The organism is Streptomyces sp. cg35 (assembly GCF_050410835.1).
Taxonomy (GTDB): Bacteria; Actinomycetota; Actinomycetes; order Streptomycetales; family Streptomycetaceae; genus Streptomyces.
In genome coordinates this window covers 5,464,789-5,486,680 of the sequence record NZ_CP191268.1, presented here as the reverse complement: position 1 = coordinate 5,486,680, position 21,892 = coordinate 5,464,789, and the positions used below count along the sequence as shown (strand labels likewise).

Below are 21,892 nucleotides of genomic sequence, written 5' to 3'. Positions count from 1 at the left end.
CTACCTCTCGCTGTTCTTGGAAGTGTCGTCTACCACTGAGGGGACGTTGCGTCGCGCGTCAGCCTGCCATGTCGCCTCGTCTTCGACGACGTAGTCGGGCCGCTCCTCCTGGTTCTCCTCGCGGCGCCGCCCGGGACGTGCGCCCGAGGGAACAGACCCGGCACGACCTGACTGATTCGTTGCTCGCGACTCTTCAGGGCCGCCGTTGCCGGCGCTGTTCTGGCCACGTACAAGGCCGGAGCCACCGGAACTGAACGAACGCGCGCCTGCGCGCCCCTGCTGTTGTCCCCGGCCGCCGACGATCCCGTCACCCTGACTCGCGCCCCGCCGTCCAGAGGTAGCGCCACCTCGCTGTCCCACGGCACCCTCAGCAGCAGCACCGGGCCGGCCGCCGGACGGGCGACCGATGCCGGGCGCGGTCCGCCCCGTGGAAGCACCGCCGCCTGTTTCACCACCCACGACCGTGCCACGCGGAATTCCGCTGCCGGACTTACCTGTTGGCGCTTGCGGGCGGCCACCGGCGACTCCGTTGTTCGTCGGCAGACGCCCGGGTCGGCCGCCTCCCGCCGGCCGACCCGTACCGGTGACGCCCTGGCCGCCTGTCATCGGGCTTCGCGTACCCGGGGAAGACGGGCGCCCCGTGGCAGAGGTCCCTGGCGAAGTACCGGTGGGTTTCCCCGATCCCATGGCGCTGGGACCGGATGTGGCGCCACGAGCTGCCGCTGGTGGGCCGAGCGGGCGCCCGGCGACCGGATTCGGGGTCGGTCCGCCGTAGGCCGGCGGGGTGGCCCCTGTCACGGGAGGCTGCGGACCGGTGCCTGGAGCAGACGGGCCAGGGGGCGTGTTCCGGCCCTGGGCTGTCTCGGGCAGTGTGTCGACCGAGTCGATGTCCATCCGTGCAGGCGGTGCGACGTCGGCCGGGCGCACACCATCGGATGGTGGGACATCGGGGGTCGTGATGCGGGCGTGCGGACGTTCATCGGAGACGACTCTCGGCTGTGCCTGGTCCGCCACGGCGTGCCCGGTTGCGGCATCCCTGGATCCGGTCGGCGTCCCCGCCTCCGCTGCGCTGCCCGAACCGGTGGCGCCAGGGCGCGCGAGGTCCTGACTGGAGCCGCCGTGCGGCACCACGGCGTCGGGCGGCGGCGGGAATTTGGGCCGCGCCAGGCTGCCCATCTGCGTGGACGACAACGAGTACGCCTGGCCCAGCTTCCGCATCTCGCCGGCGGCTTCCTGGCGAACCTTTTCCTTGTTCGCCGCGATCGCCTGCAATTCACTCGACGACTTGCCGGCGACAGCCGCAGCGTCCGGGTCATTGTGGGCGGCCTTGGCCGCGTCAAGGTTCGCCTGGGCACTCGCCTTGTCGCGCGGGATGGAGACCTGCGCCGTACTGATCGCAGTCGCCGCCTGGCCCAGCCACTTCGACGAGTCCTGGCTGAAGTCCCCCAACGCGAGCGTCGCATTGGCCAGATCACCCGCCCATGTACGGAAGGCCTCCGCTCCGTCGCCCTTCCAGTTCACCCACTGAGGCCGGACCTTCAGGTCTTCAGCGATCGAGTGGATCTCCTTGGCTGCCGCCACGAGCCTGTCCGCCGCGGCCTGCACCGTGCCGGAGTTCGCCTTGTCGAGCCACTCCAACATCTCCTCGTGGCTCATCCCGTCGAACGGATCCTTAGCCATCAGGCCTTCCCACCCTTGTAGCTGCCATTGGCCGCGGGTGTCGGCTTGTCGCCCCCGGCATCGGAGTCGTCGTTGGAGCCGCCCGTCCCGATGTCGGCCATCCCCGGTCCCTTGCCGTCATGCCACAGCTTGGACTTCTCCGGGTCGTAGCTGCCGCCGTAGTGCTCCTTGGTGTCCGCGGAGATGGCCGCCATCCGGTCCCGGATCTCGACGTCGATGTTCTCGTAACCCTTGTGCGAGGCCAGCACCGCGATACCCATGGCCTCTATCGAGTCGGACAGCAGTTTCGAGAAGCTCTCCAGATCGGAGATGACCTTCTGGTAGTTGGCAAAAAGACCGTCCGCGTCACCCCAGCCCTGCGTGCCACCGCCGAACTGCGCCCGTGCCAGTGGCTCTTGGCCCACCTTCTGCGGACCGGCCTCAGAACCCTTGAGGTTCCTGATCAGCTGATCCACCCGCTGCTGGAACTTCGTGAACGACTCCAGCTCCGTGACGATGTCCCCGGCCGCGTCCTTCGCCGCCTCGACCACGCTGAACGCCCAGCCGCCGAGCCCGCCCGAGCCGCCACCCTTGTCGTCCGCCATCGCGTACGCCCTCCCGTTCCCCCGTAAGTCCCCGTGCCTCGGGCCCCGCGCAGTCGACGCGGAGCCGAAGTCCGGTCACAACTCTAGCCACGCACACTGACAGTTCACAGGCGCCACATGACCGAAGCAACTCACATCACGTCACGGAACGCCACGGCACGTCACAGTTCGGAACGGTTGCGCCGCGCAGGGGCAGGGGCAGGGGCAGAGGCAGAGGCGGGCAACAACGGATTGGCGCCGTCAGGCAGTTGACTCCGCCGCGCCGGACGCGACCGGCTCCGCTACCACCGCCGCCTGCGGCCGGATGGGCAAACGGTTCACGGGGCGCCCCGTGGCCGCCCGTACCGCCGAGGCGACGGCCGCCGGGGACGCCACCACCGGTACCGCGCTCGCCGCCTTCGCGCCGAACGGGGCCACGACGTCGCGTTCCTCCACCAGCTTCACGATCCGGATGTCGGGGGCGTCCAGTGAGGTGGGAAGTGCGTAGCCGGTGAGGTCAGGGCGCCGGACGACGCCCTTGGGCGTCCGGAGGTTCTCCGTGAGGGCCGCGCCCACTCCCTGCGTGACGCCCGCCTCGATACGGGCCGCCAACTGCCCCGGATTCAGGACCCGTCCGACGTCCTGGGCCACCGCCAGTTCCACCACCCGCACCGAGCCGATCTCGATGTCGACGTCCACGACGGCGCGGATCGCGCAGAAGGCCAGGCCCACGAACGCGTCGCCCTGGCCTGCGGCGTCCAGGGGCTCCGTCGGGTGCGGGCGGCACTGGGCCGTCGCCCACAACTCCTTGCCGTCCATGGCCTCTTCGACCGTCGTGGAGAGGACACCGTCGTACGACGTGATCTTGCCGTCGGCGATCTGCAGCAGCTCCGTGGACATGCCGAACTTGTGGGCCAAGGGCTGCAACAACTGCGTGCGGACCATCTTCGCCGCCCGCTCGACCGCGCCGCCCGACACCCAGGTGTGACGGCCTCGGCAGCCCGGCCCGGCCGGCGGCTGGTCCGTGTCGACCGGGGCCACGTGGACCTCGTCGATACCCAGCGTCTCCTGGACGATCTGGCGGGCGAGGGTGGTGAAGCCCTGGCCCGTCTCGACCGCCGCGCAGATGACCGTGGCCACGCCGCCCTGGACCTTGACCGTGGCCGTCGAGACCTCGTCGGTGCCCTCGGCGCCCAGCATGTGCACCATGCCGATGCCGTAGCCGACGCCGCGGCGGACCGCGCCGGGCTCGCCCGCGCCCTCGGGGCCGCCGGGCAGCAGCCAGTCCTCCTCCGGGGTGTCCTTGGGGAGCGCCGGGAGCGGGAAGTTCCTTACCGCGTCGAGGAGTTCGGCGACCGGGGCCGGGCAGGTCACCGTCTGGCCGGTGGGGAGCACGTCGCCGGTCGCGAGGACGTTGCGCATGCGCAGCTCCGCCGGGTCCACGCCCAGCTTCTTCGCCAGCTTGTCCATCTGGGCCTCGTAGGCCGCGCAGACCTGGAGTGCGCCCTCTCCGCGTACGTGACCGGAGGGCGGGTTGTTCGTGCGCACCGCCCAGCCCTCGATCGAGGCGTGGGGGACGACATAGGGGCCGCAGGCGAAGGCGACCGCTGCCGCGAGAGCGTCCGAGGACGTGTCCGCGTAGGCACCCGCGTCGAGGAGGATCTGCGCCTCCACCTTCACCAACTTGCCCTCGGCGTCCGCGTGGTGGCGGTAGCGCAGCAGGGTCGGGTGGCGGTGCGGGTGGCCCAGGAAGGATTCCTCACGGGTCGCCGTCAGCTTGACCGGGCAGCCCGTGCTCAGCGCCAGCAGGCCGAGGGGGAGGTGGAAGCTCGGGTCCTCGCGGTCGGCCGTCGCGCCCGCGACGCCCGTGACCACGACCTTCACGCGCTCCGGCTCCAGGCCGTAGCGGGCCGCCGCCACGTCGCGGTCGCCGTGCGGGTCGGTCGAGGCGATGTACAGCTCCACGCCGCCGTCGGGGCGGGGCACCGCCAGACCGGCTTCCGCGCCGATGGGCGCCGGGTCCTGGCGGCCGATGCGGTAGAGGCCCTCGACGATCACCTCGCCCGTCGCGTCGAGGTCGCCGTGGCTGAGCGGGATGTGGCGGACCAGGTTGCCGTCGGGGTGCAGGGGTTCGGCCGCGAAGGACTGCTCCGGGTCCGTGACCGGGTCCAGGACCTCGTACTCGACGATGATCGCCGCGGCCGCCATGCGCGCCGTGTCCGGGTGGTCGGCGGCCACCGCCGCGAGCGGCTCGCCGTGGTGGCGTACGACGTCGGAGGCGAACACCGGGCGGTCGGCCGTGCGGTGGCCGGGCAGCGGGCCGCCGGGGACGTCCTCGTGCGTGACGACGGCGCGGACGCCGGGCATCTCGCGCGCGTGGGTGGTGTCGATGGAGACCACGCGTGCGTGCGCGTGCGGGGAGCGCAGGATCGCCGCCCACAGGAGTCCCTCGGCCCACAGGTCGGAGGCGTAGGGGAAGGTGCCCTCGGCCTTGGCGCGCGCCTCCACGGAGGGCAGGGTCGTGCCGAGGCCGTGCGGGATCTCTTCCGTCTCGGGGGTCGCGGGGACCTCCGTCGTCTCGTTGGTCACGCCCGGCCTCCGTCCTGGAAGTCCTCACTGGTGGCCGGGCCCCCCTGGCGCGGGATGCGGGGCTCGTCCTCGGCGGTGCTCTCCGCCGCCTCCGCGGATGCCTGCCGCTCGTCGGCGACCTGGCGCACGGCGTCGAGTACGCCGCGGTAGCCGGAGCAGCGGCACAGGTTGCCGCAGAGGGCCTGGCGGGTCTCGAGGTCGGTGGGGTTCGGGTTGCCCTCGAGCAGGTCGTGGACCGTCATCGCCATGCCGGGGACGCAGAACCCGCACTGGACGGCGCCGCAGGCGGCCAGCGCGCGCTGCACGTCGGAGGCCTGTCCGTCGTCCGCGAGGCCCTCGACGGTGCGGACCTCGCTGCCGGCGGTGGTCGCCGCGGGCACCAGGCAGGAGGCGACGAGGCGGCCGTCCACCTGGACGTTGCACGCGCCGCACTCGCCCTGCGAGCAGCCGTCCTTGGCGCCCGCGAGGCCGAGGCGCTCGCGCAGCACGTACAGGAGCGACTCGCCGATCCAGGCGTCGGTGACGGGGCGGTCGGTGCCGTTGACCCGCAGGACGTAGCTGGTCACGGGGTGGTCGTCGTGGAGCGGGGCGGAGGCCGGGGAGGCGTCGCCCTCCCGCGACTCCGGCTCCGGCTCCGGCTCTGTTTCCAGAACCTGATCCGGTGCCGCTTCAGGCTCCGCTTCCGCTTCGACGACCGCCTCGATGTCGGCCTCCGGCTCCGGTTCCGGTGCCGTCGGCTCGACGGGCGCCTCGACCGGTTCCGGTTCCGGCTCCGCCTGCTGTACGGGCTCGGGCTCGGGCTGCTGTACGGGCTCGGGCTGCGGCTCCGGCTCGGGCGCCTCGGCCGGCTGTGCCCACGGCTCGGACGCCCAGGGCGCGGGCGCGCCGCCGGGAAGCGTCGCGGGAGGCGTGCGGTCGCCCCACTGGGCGGCCAGCGAGGAGGTGGTGAACTCCCCCGATTCATCGAGCAGTTCGCCGTCCGCGACCGGGATCGACCATTGCCCCGTGTCACCCTGCGCGGCGCTGTACGGCTCCGGGGCGGGCTCCGGTTCCCGGGTCGCCGTGGGCCAGCCGGTCTGCTGTCCCGCCGGGTCGGCGCCGCCCGCTCCGGTCAGCTCCGGCGGCAGCACCCACACGCCGGTCGCCGCCGGGTCGGTCGCGGCGGCGCCCGTGGCCGGGCTCACCGTTATCTGCGGCGGCACGTACCCGTGGCCCGGGGCGGCCAGCGGGGCGGCGTCCGGGAAACCGTCGGGGGGCAGTTGCACGAAGGCCGTGGCGTCGGAGTCGTAGTCGCCCTGGGGCAGCGGCTGCCAGCCGTCCGGGTCGGGCGCGGCGCCCGCATCGGGACCGTTGTACTCGTTCGTCACGACAGCGCCCTCCCAAGTGCACGTCGGGCCAGCGCGGCGACGGTGCGCCGCAGATGCAGTACGGCGGGCGGCAGCGTCTCCTGCGTGCCGTCCGGGGCCGGGGCCGGGTCGGGGATGCAGGCCGCGGCGACGTACTCGCCGAACGCCTGCACGGCCTCGGGCACGAGCGCACCGCGGTCGCCGTCCCAGTCGATGAGCGAGGCCACCCACTGCTCGGCCTCCAGCGGGCGCAGCGGCATCGGCGCGATGGCCCCGACGGCGCAGCGCACCCCGCGCCGGGCGGGGTCGAGGACCAGCGCGACGGACGCGGTGGCCCGGCCGGGTCCGGTGCGGCCCGTCGCCTTCAGGAAGACCTGCGGGGCGTGCAGCAGCGGAACCCGGACGAAGCCGATCAGCTCGCCCGGGCGCAGCATCTCCATTCCGGCCAGCAGATGGGACACGGGGACCTCGCGGCGCGCGCCCTGCGGCCCCGCGATGATCAGCGTGGCCTCCAGGGCGGCCAGCACGGGCAGCGTGTCGTTGGTCGGGGCGGCCGAGGCGATGTTGCCGCCGAGGGTGCCGGCGTTGCGGATCTGGGGCGGGCCCGCGGCGCGCGCGGAGGCGGCCAGGGCCGGGATGAGGGCGGCGAAGTCGGGGCGGCCCATGCGGGCGTGGGTGAGGCCGGCGCCGAGCAGCGCGTGCCCGTCCTGGTACTGCCAGCCGCGGATCTCGCTGATCCGGCCGAGGCCGACGAGGGCCGCGGGGCGGAGTTGACCCGCGTTGACCTGGGCCATGAGATCGGTGCCGCCGGCCACGGGCACGGCGGCGGGCATGGCCGCGAGCGCCGCGACCGCCTCGTCCAGCGAACCCGGAAGTACCGCGGCCTGTGTCGCCTGCGGTGCGTGCGTGGTCAAACCGGCTGCCCCTTCCCGATGTCCGGCCGTGCGCCCGGTGGCTCGGTGATCGCCGCGTGAACTGTCGTGCGACCGCCGTACCCGCCGTTACGCCTGTTCCGCCGTACGGTACGTGCTGACCGGCCGGACGTGGCAACTCTGGCACATCTTCACCGGCGCCCGGAGAGGGGGTCCGGTAGGAGGCATTCGCCCCTTCCACCTGGGAGATGACCGATATGACAGCTGATCGCCGTCGAGAGCGAATTGACACTCTTCGGTGACGTATGAGGTGACGTAAGGGCCGCTCACGGCTCCCGGAAGCACGGCCGGGCCGGCCGCGCCCCCGGGACACGCGGGGCGGACGCACTTCTCACACGTTCGGGGGTGCCCCTTCGATCGGGCGTCCGAGCACCCCGGGTCGCCGCTGCCACGGCAACGGGCCGCCCGGCGGGCGGTAGTCGACGCCCAGGGCGTCAAGTCGCCGGTAGTGGGCGGTCATTCGGCGCTCGAAGTCCGCGTGGTCGCGCTCGGCGGGCGCGGGCAGCTCGCTCCACGCCACTTCGCAGAAGGCGGACAGGCGCGGGAACGCCTGGTAGTCGACGCGCTGCTGGTTCTCCATCACCTCGGTCCACAGGTTGGCCTGGGTGCCGAGCACGTGCCGCGCCTCGTCCTCGGTCAGCTGCGGCGGAACCGGCTCGAAGCGGTAGACGTCCTCCAGGGTGCGCACGAAGCCGATCGGCACCGGCTCGTCCTCGCCGGGCGCCTGCCGGTGGTCGAGGTAGACCTGCTGCTCGGGGCACATGACGACGTCGTGGCCCGCCTGGGCGGCGGTGATGCCGCCGCCGTAGCCGCGCCAGGACGAGACCGTGGCGCCCGGCGCGAGGCCGCCTTCGAGGATCTCGTCCCAGCCGATGAGGCGCCGGCCGCGCTCGCTCAGCCAGGTGTCGAAGTGCCGGATGAACCAGGACTGGAGCTCGTCCTCGTCCGCCAGCCCCAGCTCCTTGATGCGGGCCTGGGCGACCGGCGACTCCTTCCACTGGTCCTTGGGGCACTCGTCGCCGCCCACGTGGATGAAGGTGGACGGGAAGAGGTCGAGCAGCTCCTCGAAGACGCCCTCGTAGAAGCGGACCGTGGCGTCGGTGGGGGCCAGGACGTTCGGGTTGACGCCCCAGCTGTCCCAGACGGGCAGGGCGGCCGTGTCGACGACGTCGGTGTTGCCGAGTTCGGGGTACGCGTGGATCGCGGCCTGCGAGTGGCCCGGCAGGTCGATCTCGGGGACGACCGCGATGTGCCGGGCGTCCGCGTAGGCGACGATCTCGCGGATGTCGTCCTGGGTGTAGAAGCCGCCGTGCGGCTTGTCCTCCCAGAGCTCGGAGGCGCGGTGGCCGAATTTCGTCCGTGACCGCCAGGACGCGTCCTCGGTGAGCTTGGGGTACCGCTTGATCTCGACGCGCCAGCCCTGGTCGTCGCTGAGGTGGAAGTGGAAGACGTTGAGCTTGTGGGCGGCGAGCAGGTCGAGGTAGCGCAGCACCCCGTCCTTGGGCATGAAGTGGCGGGCGACGTCGAGCATCATGCCGCGCCAGCCGAAGCGCGGGCTGTCCTCGACGGTGACGTGCGGGAGCGCCCAGACGTGGTCGCGGGTGAGCGGGGCCCGGCGGAAGGCGTCGGGGCCGAGGAGCTGACGCAGCGTCTGCGCGCCCCAGAAGACGCCGGCCGCGGCGCCGCCCTCGATGGTGACGCCCGCGTCGGTCACGCGCAGCCGGTAGCCCTCCGCCGCCAGGGACGGGTCGATCGACAGGTGTACGCCGGGGCCGTCGGACGGGGGCAGGGCGAGTCCGGTGACGGCGCCGAGCGTGGCCCGCAGCCAGCGCGCGGTGTCCTCGGTGCCCTCCCCCGCCGCGATGCCGGTGTCGCCGTCGAGGACGTAGGAGCCGTCGCCGTCCCGCGTCAGCAGGCGGGGCGCCGGAATGAGATCCAGGGGATGGTCAGACACTTCAGTCCTTAACCGCGCCGCCGAGCCCGGACACCAGGCGCCGCTGTACGAGTACGAAGAAAACCAGTACCGGAATGGTCATCACCGTCGAGGCTGCCATGATTCCGCCCCAGTCGTTCTCGTCGGGTTTGAAGAAGACGAGCAGGGCCATCGGCAGCGTCGACTGGGACGTGTCGCTGATGATGAACGACTTCGCGAACAGGAAGTCGTTCCAGGTGGAGATGAAGGAGAAGACACTCGTCGCCACGAGACCGGGGAAGACGAGCGGGAAGAGGATCTGCCACAGGAAGCGGGAACGGCTCGCGCCGTCGAGATACGCCGCTTCCTCCAGCGCCTGAGGAACGGCTTTCACGAATCCGCGCAGCATCCAGATCGCGAACGGCAGCGAGAAGGCGAGATGCGGCAGGATCAGCGAGCCGAGCGTATTGAGCTGACCGAAGTCGCGCATCAGGAAGAACAGCGGGATGGTGAGCGCCTCGACGGGCACCATCTGCGCGACGAGGAACATGATGAGCAGCGTCGTACGGAACCGGAAACGGAACCGCGTCACGGCCGTCGCCGCGAGGAACGCGACGAGTGCCGAGACCACGACGACCGTGCCCGCCACGATGAGGCTGTTGACGAAGTAACGGCCGAATTCCTGCTGTTGGAACACGCGGCGGAAAGAGTCGAGCGACGGCGAAAGGGTCCACGGCCGCGGCTCGGTCGATTCGATCTCGCCCGCCGGTTTGAAGGCGCTGAGCACCATCCAGTACAGCGGGAAGGCGACGGCGAGGGCGATCAGCAGGGCGGACACTTCGGCGGCGAGCCGCCAGGGGCGTTGAATTCTCACAGTTCCCTGCCCTCCCTGCGCATGAGCCGCAGATAGACGAGCGTGACGGCGAGCAGGATCACGAGCATCACGACGCCGATGGCGGAGCCGAGGCTGTACTCGCTGCCGGCGAAGGCCTTTTGATACGCGTACACGTTCAGGACGAGGTTCTGTCCCGCGATGCCGCCGCCGTTCGTCATGACGTAGATCTGCGTGAAGACCTTGAAGTCCCAGATGATCGACTGGATGGTGACCACGACGAGGATCGGCCGCAGCATCGGCGCCATGACCGAGCGCCAGATCCGCCACTGCGAGGCGCCGTCCAGCGACGCCGCTTCGAGGACCTCGCCCGGGATCGCCCGGATCCCCGCGTACACGGTGACCATGACGAACGGGAAGGAGCACCAGACCACTTCGAGCAGGACGAGCGCGAAGGCGCTGTACCGCCCGTACGTCCAGGAGAAGTCGCCGAGCCCGAGCACCTTGTCGACCGGTCCGAAGTCCGGGTCGAAGAGGAACACCCAGACGGTGGACCCGGTGATCGCCGGGGTGGCCCAGGCGCCGAGCGCGGCCAGCATCAGCGCGAGCCGGGGCACGGCCCGCACCCGGGTGAGCAGCACGGCGAGCGCGCAGCCCACGAACAGTGTCGCCACGACGCAGGCCGCCGCGAACAGCACGGTGGCGAGCAGCACCTGCCAGAACTGGCTGTCGGAGAAGAGCCGCTGGTAGTTGCCGAGGCCCTGGAAGGTGGTGGGTTCGCCGCCGCTGACCTGGGCCTGGGTGTACTCCAGGAACGAGATCAGGCCGAGCTGGTAGATCGGGTAGACCAGGAGGCCGCCGAGGAGGACGAGGGCGGGGGCGAGATACAGCCAGGGAGCCCAGCCCCCGCCCCGCAGCCGTACGGAGCTCACCCGGCGGTCCCGAACGCGTCGTCCATCTTCTTCGCCGCGTCCGCGGAGGCCGACTTGACGTCCTTACGGCCGCTGACGATCTCCTGGAACATGGTGGGCAGCACGAGCGAGGCGTCGATCTTGGCCCAGCCGGGCGAGGCGGGCACGAACTTGGCGCCGGCGCCGAGGGTCTTCACGAAGGGCGCGACGAACGGCTCGCTCTTGGCGACCTCTTCGCGTACGTCCGTGTAGGTCGGCAGGAATCCCATGCCGTCGAAGAGGCTGCGCTGCGCGTCCTTCCCGGCGAGCCGCTTCATGAGGTCCACGGCCAGTGTCCGGTGCGAGGTGCTCTTCAGGACGCCGATGTTGTTGCCCCCGGCGAACGCGGGCGCGATCTCGCCGGCCTTCACGCCCGGCAGCGGCACGACGGCGTACTTGCCCTTCACTTTGCCGTCCTCCATGGCCTGGTGGCTGAAGTCGCCGCCGATCGCCATGGCGGCCTTGCCGGAGGCGAAGGCGGTGACGGTGTCGTTGCCGCCCATGGAGGCGCACTTGGCGGCGGGACAGTTGGTGTCGCCGAACAGCGAGGTGTAGGCCTTGATGCCCTTCTGGGCGGCGGGGCTGTCGATCGCCGAGGTGTAGGAGTCGCCCTTCTCGTCGGCGAGTTCACCGCCGTTGGCCCAGATGAAGGGCATCGCGCCGTACGTGTACGCGCCGCCGACGGCGAGCCCGTACAGCTCGGGCCGCTTCTTGTGGATCTCCTGGGCGGTGGCGGCGAGTTCGGCCTGCGTCTTCGGCACGTCGACGCCGAGGTCCTTGAAGACGTCGGTGCGGTAGTAGAGGGCGCGGACGCCGACGAAGTACGGGGCGCCGTAGATCTTCCCGTCGACCGTCACGGACTCCTTGGCGGTCGGGTCGGTGTCCTTGGCGTCGGCCCAGTCGCCGAACTCCTCGCTCACATCGGCGAGTCCGCCGTCCTTCACGTATCCGGCGGTGTCGGTGTTCCCGTACTCGATGACGTCGGGAGCGCTTTTAGGGTCGTTGAACGCGGCCTTGATCTTCTCGGCGCGGGTCTCGACGGGTATGTACTCGACCTGGACCTTCGTGCCGTCGTGCGCTCTTTGGAAGGTGTCGACCGCGGCGTCGACGACCTTCTTCTTGGGCGCGTTGTTGACCTCCTGGAAGAGCCAGACCCGCAGCGTGCCGCTCTTCTCGTCCTGGCCGGCGCCGCTGTTGTCGGAGGTGCCGGGAGCGCAGGCGGTGGCCGCGAGAACAAGTGCCGTGAGGGGGACGGCAGTTCGTACAGAGAGCTTCACAGGGAGCTTCATCGGAAACGCCTCCGAAGTGTCGTTGCAACATACGCAATGGGTGTTTCGCTGTGCACAACATCACGGAGGCTAGAAGGACTGGACCAGTGAGCGCAATGGTTTACGGGAGGTCAAAGAAGCGAACGGCCCCCCGGGCAGCACAAAGGCCCCCGGCGTGCGTCACCGCACACCAGGGGCCTCACGCGGGAGAGGGCCGGACTACTGCTTGCCGCCGTCCTTGCCCTTGTCCTTGTCGCCGCCGGCGCCCATGGACTCGTAGATCTCCTTGCACATGGGACACACCGGGTACTTCTTCGGGTCACGGCCCGGCACCCACACCTTGCCGCAGAGCGCGACCACGGGCGTGCCGTCCAGCGCGCTCGCCATGATCTTGTCCTTCTGGACATAGTGAGCGAAGCGCTCGTGATCGCCGTCGCCGTGCGACGTCTGCGGCGTCGGCTCTACGAGGGTCCCCGTACCTGTCCCGCGCTCGGGCTCAAGAGTGCTCATAACCGCCAAGGGTACTGAAGGCCGCCCGAAGGGCGAAGAGTCGCCAGTGCCCTTAGTTGAGCGAGGGATCATCCGGGTACGTCGCCACCATCGCCAGCTCGCTGCGCTGGCGGCGCAGCACCGCGCGCCACAGCCCCTCGGGCCGGGTGGCCGAGATGTCGCCCGGCTCCGACTCGACGACGTACCAGGCGCCCTCGGTCAGCTCGTTCTCCAGCTGTCCCGGGCCCCAGCCCGAGTAGCCGGCGAAGATGCGCAGCGAGCCGAGCGCCGCCGCGAGCAGCTCGGGCGGCGCCTCCAGATCGACGAGGCCGATCGCGCCGTGCACCCGGCGCCAGCCGAGCGGGCCCTCCTCGCCGGGGATGACGGCGACGCCGAGCGCCGAGTCGAGCGAGACCGGGCCGCCCTGGAAGACGACGCCCGGCTCACCGGCCAGCTCGCCCCAGCCCTCCAGGATGTCGCCGACGTCCACCGGGGTCGGCCGGTTGAGGACGACGCCGAGGGAGCCCTTGGCGTCGTGGTCCAGGAGCAGCACGACCGCGCGGTCGAAATTCGGGTCCGCGAGGGCCGGTGTGGCGACGAGCAGTCGCCCTGTGAGCGAGGACACCTCGGTCATGCCAGACATGATCCCGCACATTCGGCGCGCGAGGGGAGCCAAGCGGAAGAACGACATGAATGCAGCTCAGCGCGCATCGAAGCGGAAGGGGCGCACGTCAGCCGCCCGTCACCCCATGTGTCCGATTCGGAACGGTTCGTGTTGTAGCGAAGTCATGACGGTTCCGTCCGTCCTCGGGCTTACTCAGCAGGGGGAGGCGGCCCTTACCCTTGTCCCTTGGCCCCCTGCCCATCTCATCGGAACGCGAGATTCATGACCGTCACCGACGATGTACTGCTTGTCCACGGCGGAACCCCGCTGGAGGGCGAGATCCGTGTCCGCGGCGCGAAGAACCTGGTGCCCAAGGCCATGGTCGCCGCGCTGCTCGGCAGTGCTCCGAGCCGACTGCGCAATGTCCCCGACATCCGCGACGTGCGGGTCGTACGCGGCCTGCTGCAGCTGCACGGTGTGACGGTCCGCCCCGGCGAGGAGCCGGGCGAGCTGGTCATGGACCCCTCGCACGTGGAGTCGGCGAACGTCGCGGACATCGACGCGCACGCGGGCTCCTCCCGCATCCCGATCCTGCTCTGCGGCCCGCTGCTGCACCGCCTCGGCCACGCGTTCATCCCGGGGCTGGGCGGCTGCGACATCGGCGGCCGGCCGATCGACTTCCACTTCGAGGTGCTCCGGCAGTTCGGCGCGACGATCGAGAAGCGCGCGGACGGCCAGTACCTGGAGGCCCCGCAGCGCCTGCGCGGCACGAAGATCCGTCTCCCCTACCCCTCCGTGGGCGCCACCGAGCAGGTCCTGCTCACGGCCGTCCTCGCCGAGGGCGTCACGGAGCTCTCGAACGCGGCCGTGGAGCCGGAGATCGAGGACCTGATCTGCGTCCTGCAGAAAATGGGCGCGATCATCGCGATGGACACCGACCGCACCATCCGCATCACCGGTGTCGACAAGCTCGGCGGCTACACGCACCGCGCGCTCTCCGACCGCCTGGAGGCGGCCTCCTGGGCGTCCGCGGCGCTCGCCACCGAGGGCAACATCTACGTGCGCGGCGCCCAGCAGCGCTCGATGATGACCTTCCTCAACACGTACCGCAAGGTCGGCGGCGCCTTCGAGATCGACGACGAGGGCATCCGTTTCTGGCACCCCGGCGGCCAGTTGAAGTCCATCGCGCTGGAGACGGACGTCCACCCCGGCTTCCAGACGGACTGGCAGCAGCCGCTCGTCGTGGCGCTCACGCAGGCCACCGGCCTGTCGATCGTGCACGAGACGGTCTACGAGTCCCGCCTCGGCTTCACGTCCGCGCTGAACCAGATGGGCGCGCACATCCAGCTCTACCGCGAGTGCCTGGGCGGCTCCGACTGCCGCTTCGGCCAGCGCAACTTCCTGCACTCGGCGGTCGTCTCCGGCCCCACCAAGCTGGAGGGCGCCGACCTGGTCATCCCCGACCTGCGCGGCGGCTTCTCGTACCTGATCGCGGCCCTGGCCGCGCAGGGCACGTCCCGGGTGCACGGCATCGACCTGATCAACCGGGGTTACGAGAACTTCATGGAGAAGCTCGTTGAACTCGGCGCGAAGGTTGAGCTTCCGGGCAAGGCCCTGGGCTAGTCGCCGTTCCCGTTACGTACGTTGAGGGGGGCCGTCCGGACGACCGGGCGGCCCCCTTCGACGTACGAGAGCCGTGATGACGCAACTGCCCCGCCCCGCCGCCCTGCTGACCGACATGGACGGCACGCTCGTCGACACGGAGCGGGCCTGGCTCGACGTCGTGGGCCGGCTGCTCGGCGACACCGCCGGGCTCGACGCGTTCGCGGGGCTGACGATCCAGGACGCCGCCCGGCGGATCGTCGACGAGGGGCGCACGGCGCTGTCGTACGCGCGGACGGCGGCCTGGCTGGACGGGGAGTTCAGCGCGGCTGTGGGGGCCGGTGTGCGCGTGCAGCCCGGGGCGCTCGCGCTGTTGGACGGGGCGCGGGCGCTGGGCGTTCCTGTGGCGCTCGTGACGGCGTCTGAGCGGCATGTGGCGGAGCGGGTGCTCGAGGTGCTCGGGGCGGAGCGGTTCTCGGCGTCGGTGACGAACGGGGAGACGGTGCGCGGGAAGCCGCACCCTGACCCGTATCTGGCCGCGGCGGCCGCGCTTCGTGTGGCGCCGGAGGAGTGCCTGGCCGTCGAGGACACGCCGACCGGGGTCGCCGCCGCGGTCGCCGCGGGGTGCCGGGTGCTGGCCGTTCCGTCGGTCCCTGGGATCGTCGCCGGTCCCCGTACGACGGTCGTCGCGTCGTTGGAGGAGGTCTCGCTCGGGCGTCTGCCGGGTTGATGCCCCGTCGGCGGGTGCGCGTCGAGTGTGGCTGCCCGCGCAGTTCCCCGCGCCCCTGGGATGCGGCGCAGGCGGAAAGCCGCGAGGGGCGGTGCCCGGCGAAAATCCGGGTACCGCCCCTCACGCTTGCCGGAGGCTTACTTGCCCTTGGCGGCTTCCTTGAGCTTGGAGCCCGCGGAGACCTTGACGCTGTAACCGGCCGGGATGTTGATCGGCTCGCCGGTCTGCGGGTTACGAGCGGTGCGAGCGGCACGGTGGGTGCGCTCGAAGGTCAGGAAGCCGGGGATCGTGACCTTCTCGTCGCCCTTGGCAACGATCTCGCCGACGGTCTCGGCGAACGCGGCCAGCACGGCGTCGGCGTCCTTGCGGGTCACCTCGGCGCGGTCGGCCAGCGCGGCCACCAGCTCACTGCGGTTCATGTTTGTACTCCCGTGTTCTTCTTGCCGTTGAGGCGTGCCATACGGCTGAGCCGCATGTTGGGCAACAGCGAAGCCGATGCTGCCAGGGTCTCGGTCAGGCCCAGGACCCGGGTCCGTTTTCCGGACCCTCGCGCCCGAAGACGCATCCTGCCCCCACCAGCGGCGGTAAAGCCAATCCGGCACCCGTGGGGGTCACACGGACAGCGCCACCGCCCTGGGACCGGGCGGGTCGGGGGGCCTGCTTCCCGGCCACCCTAGAGGGCCCGGCCGGGCCCCGCATTCCGCGACGCGCCGGGCCTCAGGCGGTCGTGGTACCCGTCACAGCCACTCCGGCGGCCTTCGCGGCGTTGCGCACGGCACCGGCGACGGCACCTGCGACCTTGTCGTTGAAGACGCTCGGAATGATGTAGTTCGGGTTGAGCTCGTCCTCGCTCACCACGTCCGCCAGGGCCGTGGCGGCCGCCAGCATCATTTCCGTGTTGACCGTACGCGACTGGGCGTCGAGCAGGCCACGGAAGACGCCGGGGAAGACCAGGACGTTGTTGATCTGGTTCGGGAAGTCGGAGCGGCCGGTGGCCACGACCGCGGCCGTCTCGCGGGCGATCGCGGGGTCGACCTCCGGGTCCGGGTTCGCGAGCGCGAACACGATGGCGCCGTCGGCCATGGCCGCGACGTCCTCGCCGTTCAGGACGTTCGGGGCGGAGACGCCGATGAAGACGTCGGCGCCGACGACCGCTTCCTTGAGCGTGCCGGTCAGGCCTTCGGGGTTGGTGTTGTCGGCGATCCAGCGCAGCGGCGAGTCGCTGTCGGCGCCCACCAGGTCCTCGCGGTCGGCGTGCACGACACCGTGGATGTCGGCCACGACCGCGTTCTTGACGCCCGCCGCGAGGAGCAGCTTGAGGATGGCGGTGCCGGCCGCGCCGGCGCCCGACATGACGACGCGGATGTCGCCAATTGCCTTGCCCGCGACGCGAAGTGCGTTGGTCAGGGCGGCGAGCACGACGATCGCGGTGCCGTGCTGGTCGTCGTGGAAGACCGGGATGTCGAGGGCCTCGCGCAGCCGGGCCTCGATCTCGAAGCAGCGGGGCGCGGAGATGTCCTCGAGGTTGATGCCTGCGAAGCCGGGGGCGATCGCCTTGACGATCTCGACGATGGCGTCGGTGTCCTGGGTGTCCAGGCAGATCGGCCAGGCGTCGATGTCGGCGAAGCGCTTGAAGAGGGCCGCCTTGCCCTCCATGACCGGCATGGCGGCCATCGGGCCGATGTTGCCGAGGCCGAGCACCGCGGAGCCGTCCGTCACGACCGCAACGGTGTTGCGCTTGATGGTGAGGCGGCGGGCGTCCTCGGGGTTCTCGGCGATCGCCATGCAGACGCGGGCCACACCCGGCGTGTAGACCATGGAGAGGTCGTCACGGTTGCGGATGGGGTGCTTGGACTGCATCTCGATCTTGCCGCCGAGGTGCATGAGGAACGTACGGTCGGAGACCTTCCCGAGCGTCACACCCTCGATGCCGCGCAGCTCCTCGACGATCTCGTCCGCGTGGGACGTCGAGGTGGCCGCGATCGTGACGTCGATCCGGAGCTTCTCGTGGCCGGAAGCGGTGACGTCGAGGCCGGTCACCGAGCCGCCGGAGGACTCCACGGCGGTGGTGAGCTGCGAGACAGCCGTACCGCTCGCGGGCACCTCCAACCGGACCGTCATCGAGTAGGAGACGCTGGGCGCCGTTGCCATGGCCGACTTCCTCTGCTTTCACCGTGTAGCTGTTGCCGTCCGATGGTCGCACCTACCGCCGAGTACGTGGTAGCCGCATCGGATTTTGAACGTTACGTTCATCCTGCTTTTGGAAACTGGTTTCCACCATACGAGAAGTTACGGGGAACAGGAAGAGGTACCGGGAGAACGAGAAGAGGCTCACGTCACTGGGTGACGTGAGCCTCTCTCTACGTTCATGACACCGACCCGCCATGCTCGCCTCGCGGCAAGTGGTCCCTCTGAGGGACGAAGGTTGGGCCCGGGGGCTTGGATCGAGCCGGTGCCGTCATCAACGGTAACACCGGCTGCTGCGGACACAAGGGTCAGTCGCGCAGCAGGTCGGGCACCCCGTTCGCGTCCGGTGCGTCGCGCTCCGCGGAGACCACCGTGAGCTGCTGCGTGGCGCGGGTCAGGGCCACGTACAGGACCCGCAGACCCGCCGGGGACTCGTCGGCGATCTCGGCCGGGGAGACCACGACCGTGGCGTCGTACTCCAGGCCCTTGGCCTCCAGCGAGCCGAGCGCGACGACGCGCTCGCCGAGCTCGGCGAGCAGGCGGGCCGCCTCCGCGCGCCGGTTCATCGCCACGACGACGCCGACCGTGCCGTCGACCCGGTCGAGGAGCCGGGCCGCCTCCTCCCGTACGGCGTCGGAGAGCCGGCCCCGGGCGACGGCGAACCGCGGCTCGACGCCGGTGGAGCGGACGGCGGACGGGGACGCGGAGCCCGGCATCGCGAGCGCCAGGACCTTGGCGGCCAGCTCCGCGATCTCGGACGGGTTGCGGTAGTTGACGGTGAGCGTGAAGCGGCGGCGCGGTCGCGAGCCGAGCGCCTCGTCGCGGGCCTCGGCCGCCTCGTCCGGGTCCGACCAGGAGGACTGGGCCGGGTCGCCGACGACCGTCCAGGTGGCGTGCCGGCCGCGGCGGCCGACCATGCGCCACTGCATCGGCGTGAGGTCCTGCGCCTCGTCGACGATGACGTGCGCGTACTCGGTGCGTTCCTGCGCGAGGCGCTCGGCGCGCTCGCGCTGGGTCTCCTCGCGCTGCGGCATCAGCTCTTCCAAGCCGGTGAGCTGGTCGAGCGGGTCGTACTCGCGCTTCTTCTTCGGGCGGGCCGGGGCGCCGAGGACGGCGTTCAGCTCGTCGAGGAGGGCGACGTCGTGGACCGAGAGGGCGTCCCGCTTCAGGGACCGGGCGAGCTTGCGGACCTCGCCCGGGTTCAGGATGCGGCGGGCCCAGCGGCCCAGGCGGCGCTCGTCGGCCATCGCGGACAGCACGGCGCGCGGCGTCAGCTCCGGCCACCAGGCGTCCAGGAAGCGCAGGAAGTCGTCCTCGCCGGTGATGTCCTCGTCGAAGGAGGAGCGCAGCTCGGCCGCCAGCTCGGGGTCCGTGTGCCGGCTGCCCGCGCCGGACTGCTCCCACAGGGCGTCCAGCAGGAGCTTGCGGGCGCGCGGGCGCAGATGGTTGACCGGGGCCGTGCCGCCGAGGGCGGCGTGCCGGATGCGGTCGAGCCGGTCGGCGTCGAGTTCGAGACGGCGGCCGAAGGCGACGACGCGCAGCCGGGCGGGCGTGCCGGTGGCGGCCGGGGCCTCTTCCTCCTCCTCGCCGAAGGCGAGCTGCTCGGCGGGGGCCGAGGCGGAGGCCGCGGCGGGGCGGCCCGACTCCAGCGCGCCGCGCGCCGCCTTGCGCAGCACCTTCAGCATCCGCGACGACCCCTTGACGCGGGCGACGGCCGGGCTGTCGTACTCGGTGGCCTCGGCCCCGTCGACCAGGGAGCCGACCGCGCGGATCGCGACCTGGCCCTCCTCGCCGAGCGAGGGCAGCACGCCCTCCGTGTACGCGACCAGGAGCGGGGTCGGCGAGACGATGAGGATGCCGCCCGCGTACCGGCGCCGGTCCTGGTAGAGGAGGTAGGCGGCGCGGTGCAGGGCGACCGCCGTCTTGCCGGTGCCCGGGCCGCCCTCGACGTACGTCACGGAGGCGGCGGGGGCCCGGATGACCAGGTCCTGCTCCGCCTGGATGGAGGCAACGATGTCGCGCATCGAGTGGCTGCGGGCCTGGCCGAGCGCGGCCATCAGGGCGCCGTCGCCGATGGCCGGGAGCCGCTCGCCGTCCAGGTACGCGGTCAGCTCGGGGCGCATCAGGTCGTCCTCGACGCCGAGCACCCGGCGGCCCTTGGAACGGATGACGCGGCGGCGCACGACGCGGCCCGGGTCGACCGGCGTGGACCGGTAGAAGGGGGCGGCGGCCGGGGCCCGCCAGTCGATGACGAGCGGCGAGTAGTCCGCGTCCAGGACACCGATGCGGCCGATGTGCAGGGTCTCGGCGATGTCGGCCGTGCGGTCGGCGCGGACCGCGCCCTCGGCGGGCTCGACCGCCGTGTACGCGCCGTCCGGGCCCTTCTTGCCGTCCTTGCCGAGCAGCAGGTCGATACGGCCGAAGAGGAAGTCCTCGAACTCGTTGTTGAGGCGGCTGAGGTGGATGCCCGCGCGGAAGACCTGGGCGTCCCGCTCGGCGAGCGCGCCGGGCGTGCCGACCTGCCCGCGCTTGGCGGCGTCGTCCATCAGGAACTCCGCCTCGTGGATCTTCTCTTCCAGTCGGCGGTAGACGGCGTCGAGATGATTCTGTTCGACGCCGATCTCGCGGTCACGAACGGAGTCCGTATCCGAGTCCACCGCTGAATCCTGCTGAGCCTGAGCGGCCACCGGGCCCCCTTCTGACGTGCTGGGCAGCCGTCAAAGGTACGCGAAAGGGGGCCGCGGAAGCTACGTGCGCGGCGACCCGCTCAAGAAAGGCTCATGCGTTCACCTCGACGAGCCGTTTCCCGTCGAGCGTCTCGACCTCGAAGTGGTCGATCTGGTTCCGGTCGAAGGCCGCGCCCCCGTGCACGTACAGCGGGTATTTGGCGCTCTCGTGCGTGCTGTCCTTGATGCCGTAACCCCACTTCGGGACGGCCCACGTGGTGACCGTCTCGCGCTCGCCGTTCTTGCCGACCGCGACGAGTGAGCATTTCAGCGGGCCCTTGACGTTCTTCAGTTCCAGGACCGTGTGGGTGCCCCAGGCCTTCTTCTCCATGCCGATGGTCGCGGTGACGTCCGTCGTCGTGTCGGTGGCCTCCACCTTCTCGTCCATGTGGTGGAAGAAGGCGTCCTCGGCGGGGCTCGTGGGGTGCGGCTCCGCGACGGTCCCGGTGCCGCCGCCGTCGTCGGTGACCGCCATGACCGTGAGGGGCCCGCCGATGATCAGGGCCGCGGCGGCCGCCACCAGGTAGAGGCCGCGCCGACGTTTCTGCACGCGCCTGCGGGCGACCTCGTCGACCAGGGACTCCGCGAGCCGGCGGCTCGGCGCGGCCGCGAGAGACTCCCCGATGTGCCGCACGGTGGGCCGGTCGCGCCCGGCGGGCAGATCGGCGAGGGCGGCGAGCATCGGCTCCATCCCCGCGAAGTCCTCCAGCTGCGCCGCGCACTGCTCGCACCGCGCCAGATGGGCCTCGAACGCGCTCGCCTCGGCGTCGTCGAGGATCCCGAGCGCATAGGCGCCGACCGTCTCGTGCACGTCGCCCGCCGGCTCGTGGCCGTAGGGCCCGTACGATCCGTGCGGCGTCGTCATGCCGTCACCCCCCGCTCCTCCAGCGCCAGCTTCATGGAGCGCAGCGCGTAGAAGACGCGGGAGCGCACCGTTCCGCTGGGGATGCCGAGCGTCTCGGCCGCCTCATTGACCGTACGCCCTTTGAAGTACGTCTCGACGAGCACTTCCCGGTGCGCGGGGGTCAGGTCCTCCAGGGCATCGGAGAGGGTCATCAGCCAGAGCGCCTTGTCGATCTCGTCCTCCGCGGGGATGACCTCCAGCGGCGACGCGTCGACCTCCTGTGGCCGGGCCTGCCGGCTGCGGTGGCCGTCGATGACGATGCGTCGGGCGACCGTCACCAGCCAGGGGCGTACCGAGCCGGTCGCACGGTTGAGCTGACCGGCGTTCTTCCAGGCACGGATGAGCGTCTCCTGCACGACATCCTCCGCGCGCTGCCGGTCCCCCGCCACCAGGCGGAGCACGTAGGCGAGAAGCGGTCGCGCGTGCTCGGCGTAGAGCGCGCGCATGAGCTCCTCGTCCGGCTCCGGGGGCCGGGACGCGCGATGTCGGGCCCGGGGAGGGCGTTCATCGGCCACGGCGGAATCCTTGCGCACGCCTACCTCCGGTGTCCCCAGTTCGACGATCCGGCCGTCTCTTTT

General features: G+C 71.2%; 18 protein-coding genes. 2 read left to right on the top strand and 16 right to left on the bottom strand.

What is annotated here, in order from left to right:
- The 11 genes from ACQUQD_RS25080 to ACQUQD_RS25030 all read right to left on the bottom strand — a co-directional run bounded on the left by ACQUQD_RS25080 (position 1) and on the right by ACQUQD_RS25030 (position 13,195).
- Positions 1-1,680: a translation initiation factor IF-2 gene (locus ACQUQD_RS25080; protein ID WP_428954378.1), complete on the bottom strand. Its 1,680-nt coding sequence runs from the start codon at positions 1,678-1,680 to the stop codon at positions 1-3.
- Positions 1,680-2,264 carry a hypothetical protein gene (locus ACQUQD_RS25075; RefSeq protein ID WP_428954377.1) on the bottom strand — a complete coding sequence of 195 codons (585 nt, stop codon included), beginning with the start codon at positions 2,262-2,264 and terminating at the stop codon, positions 1,680-1,682. Before ACQUQD_RS25075 ends, ACQUQD_RS25080 begins: the two co-directional genes overlap by 1 nt.
- A 240-nt stretch (positions 2,265-2,504) precedes the next feature.
- On the bottom strand, positions 2,505-4,832 hold the full coding sequence (locus ACQUQD_RS25070; protein WP_428954376.1) for a xanthine dehydrogenase family protein molybdopterin-binding subunit: 2,328 nt from the start codon (positions 4,830-4,832) through the stop codon (positions 2,505-2,507).
- Positions 4,829-6,199, bottom strand: a complete 1,371-nt coding sequence (locus ACQUQD_RS25065) for a (2Fe-2S)-binding protein (RefSeq protein ID WP_428954375.1) — start codon at positions 6,197-6,199, stop codon at positions 4,829-4,831. Before ACQUQD_RS25065 ends, ACQUQD_RS25070 begins: the two co-directional genes overlap by 4 nt.
- Positions 6,196-7,092 carry an FAD binding domain-containing protein gene (locus tag ACQUQD_RS25060; protein WP_428954374.1) on the bottom strand — a complete coding sequence of 299 codons (897 nt, stop codon included), beginning with the start codon at positions 7,090-7,092 and terminating at the stop codon, positions 6,196-6,198. The genes ACQUQD_RS25065 and ACQUQD_RS25060 overlap by 4 nt, the downstream gene beginning before the upstream one ends.
- A gap of 349 nt (positions 7,093-7,441) precedes the next feature.
- Positions 7,442-9,064, bottom strand: coding sequence for a beta-N-acetylhexosaminidase (locus ACQUQD_RS25055; protein ID WP_428954372.1), 1,623 nt, complete (start codon positions 9,062-9,064; stop codon positions 7,442-7,444).
- Between the two features lies 1 nt (position 9,065).
- Positions 9,066-9,896, bottom strand: coding sequence for a carbohydrate ABC transporter permease (locus tag ACQUQD_RS25050; RefSeq protein WP_428954371.1), 831 nt, complete (start codon positions 9,894-9,896; stop codon positions 9,066-9,068).
- Positions 9,893-10,786, bottom strand: coding sequence for a carbohydrate ABC transporter permease (locus ACQUQD_RS25045; RefSeq protein WP_428954370.1), 894 nt, complete (start codon positions 10,784-10,786; stop codon positions 9,893-9,895). Before ACQUQD_RS25045 ends, ACQUQD_RS25050 begins: the two co-directional genes overlap by 4 nt.
- Positions 10,783-12,081 carry an extracellular solute-binding protein gene (locus tag ACQUQD_RS25040; RefSeq protein ID WP_428957647.1) on the bottom strand — a complete coding sequence of 433 codons (1,299 nt, stop codon included), beginning with the start codon at positions 12,079-12,081 and terminating at the stop codon, positions 10,783-10,785. The genes ACQUQD_RS25045 and ACQUQD_RS25040 overlap by 4 nt, the downstream gene beginning before the upstream one ends.
- 210 nt (positions 12,082-12,291) lie before the next feature.
- Complete coding sequence (locus ACQUQD_RS25035; RefSeq protein WP_428954369.1) at positions 12,292-12,582, bottom strand: DUF3039 domain-containing protein; 291 nt, start codon at positions 12,580-12,582, stop codon at positions 12,292-12,294.
- Positions 12,583-12,634: 52 nt separating this feature from the next.
- Positions 12,635-13,195, bottom strand: a complete 561-nt coding sequence (locus tag ACQUQD_RS25030) for a YqgE/AlgH family protein (protein ID WP_428954368.1) — start codon at positions 13,193-13,195, stop codon at positions 12,635-12,637.
- A gap of 252 nt (positions 13,196-13,447) precedes the next feature.
- Between ACQUQD_RS25030 and murA the strand changes: the two genes are divergently transcribed.
- Both murA and ACQUQD_RS25020 read left to right on the top strand, forming a co-directional pair.
- Positions 13,448-14,788 carry a UDP-N-acetylglucosamine 1-carboxyvinyltransferase gene (gene murA, locus ACQUQD_RS25025; RefSeq protein ID WP_255976127.1) on the top strand — a complete coding sequence of 447 codons (1,341 nt, stop codon included), beginning with the start codon at positions 13,448-13,450 and terminating at the stop codon, positions 14,786-14,788.
- 76 nt (positions 14,789-14,864) lie between these two features.
- Positions 14,865-15,497: an HAD family hydrolase gene (locus ACQUQD_RS25020; protein ID WP_428954367.1), complete on the top strand. Its 633-nt coding sequence runs from the start codon at positions 14,865-14,867 to the stop codon at positions 15,495-15,497.
- A 137-nt stretch (positions 15,498-15,634) separates the two neighbouring features.
- Here the strand turns inward: ACQUQD_RS25020 and ACQUQD_RS25015 are convergent, their stop codons facing one another.
- From ACQUQD_RS25015 to ACQUQD_RS24995, 5 genes are all read right to left on the bottom strand, one after another.
- Positions 15,635-15,916: an HU family DNA-binding protein gene (locus tag ACQUQD_RS25015; protein ID WP_016645140.1), complete on the bottom strand. Its 282-nt coding sequence runs from the start codon at positions 15,914-15,916 to the stop codon at positions 15,635-15,637.
- Between the two features lie 298 nt (positions 15,917-16,214).
- Positions 16,215-17,648, bottom strand: a complete 1,434-nt coding sequence (locus tag ACQUQD_RS25010; RefSeq protein ID WP_428954366.1) for an NAD-dependent malic enzyme — start codon at positions 17,646-17,648, stop codon at positions 16,215-16,217.
- A gap of 344 nt (positions 17,649-17,992) precedes the next feature.
- On the bottom strand, positions 17,993-20,371 hold the full coding sequence (locus tag ACQUQD_RS25005; protein WP_428954365.1) for a HelD family protein: 2,379 nt from the start codon (positions 20,369-20,371) through the stop codon (positions 17,993-17,995).
- Positions 20,372-20,462: 91 nt separating this feature from the next.
- On the bottom strand, positions 20,463-21,275 hold the full coding sequence (locus tag ACQUQD_RS25000) for an anti-sigma factor family protein (protein ID WP_428954364.1): 813 nt from the start codon (positions 21,273-21,275) through the stop codon (positions 20,463-20,465).
- Positions 21,272-21,847, bottom strand: coding sequence for a sigma-70 family RNA polymerase sigma factor (locus ACQUQD_RS24995; protein WP_365573088.1), 576 nt, complete (start codon positions 21,845-21,847; stop codon positions 21,272-21,274). Before ACQUQD_RS24995 ends, ACQUQD_RS25000 begins: the two co-directional genes overlap by 4 nt.
- Between the last annotated feature and the right edge of the window lie 45 nt (positions 21,848-21,892).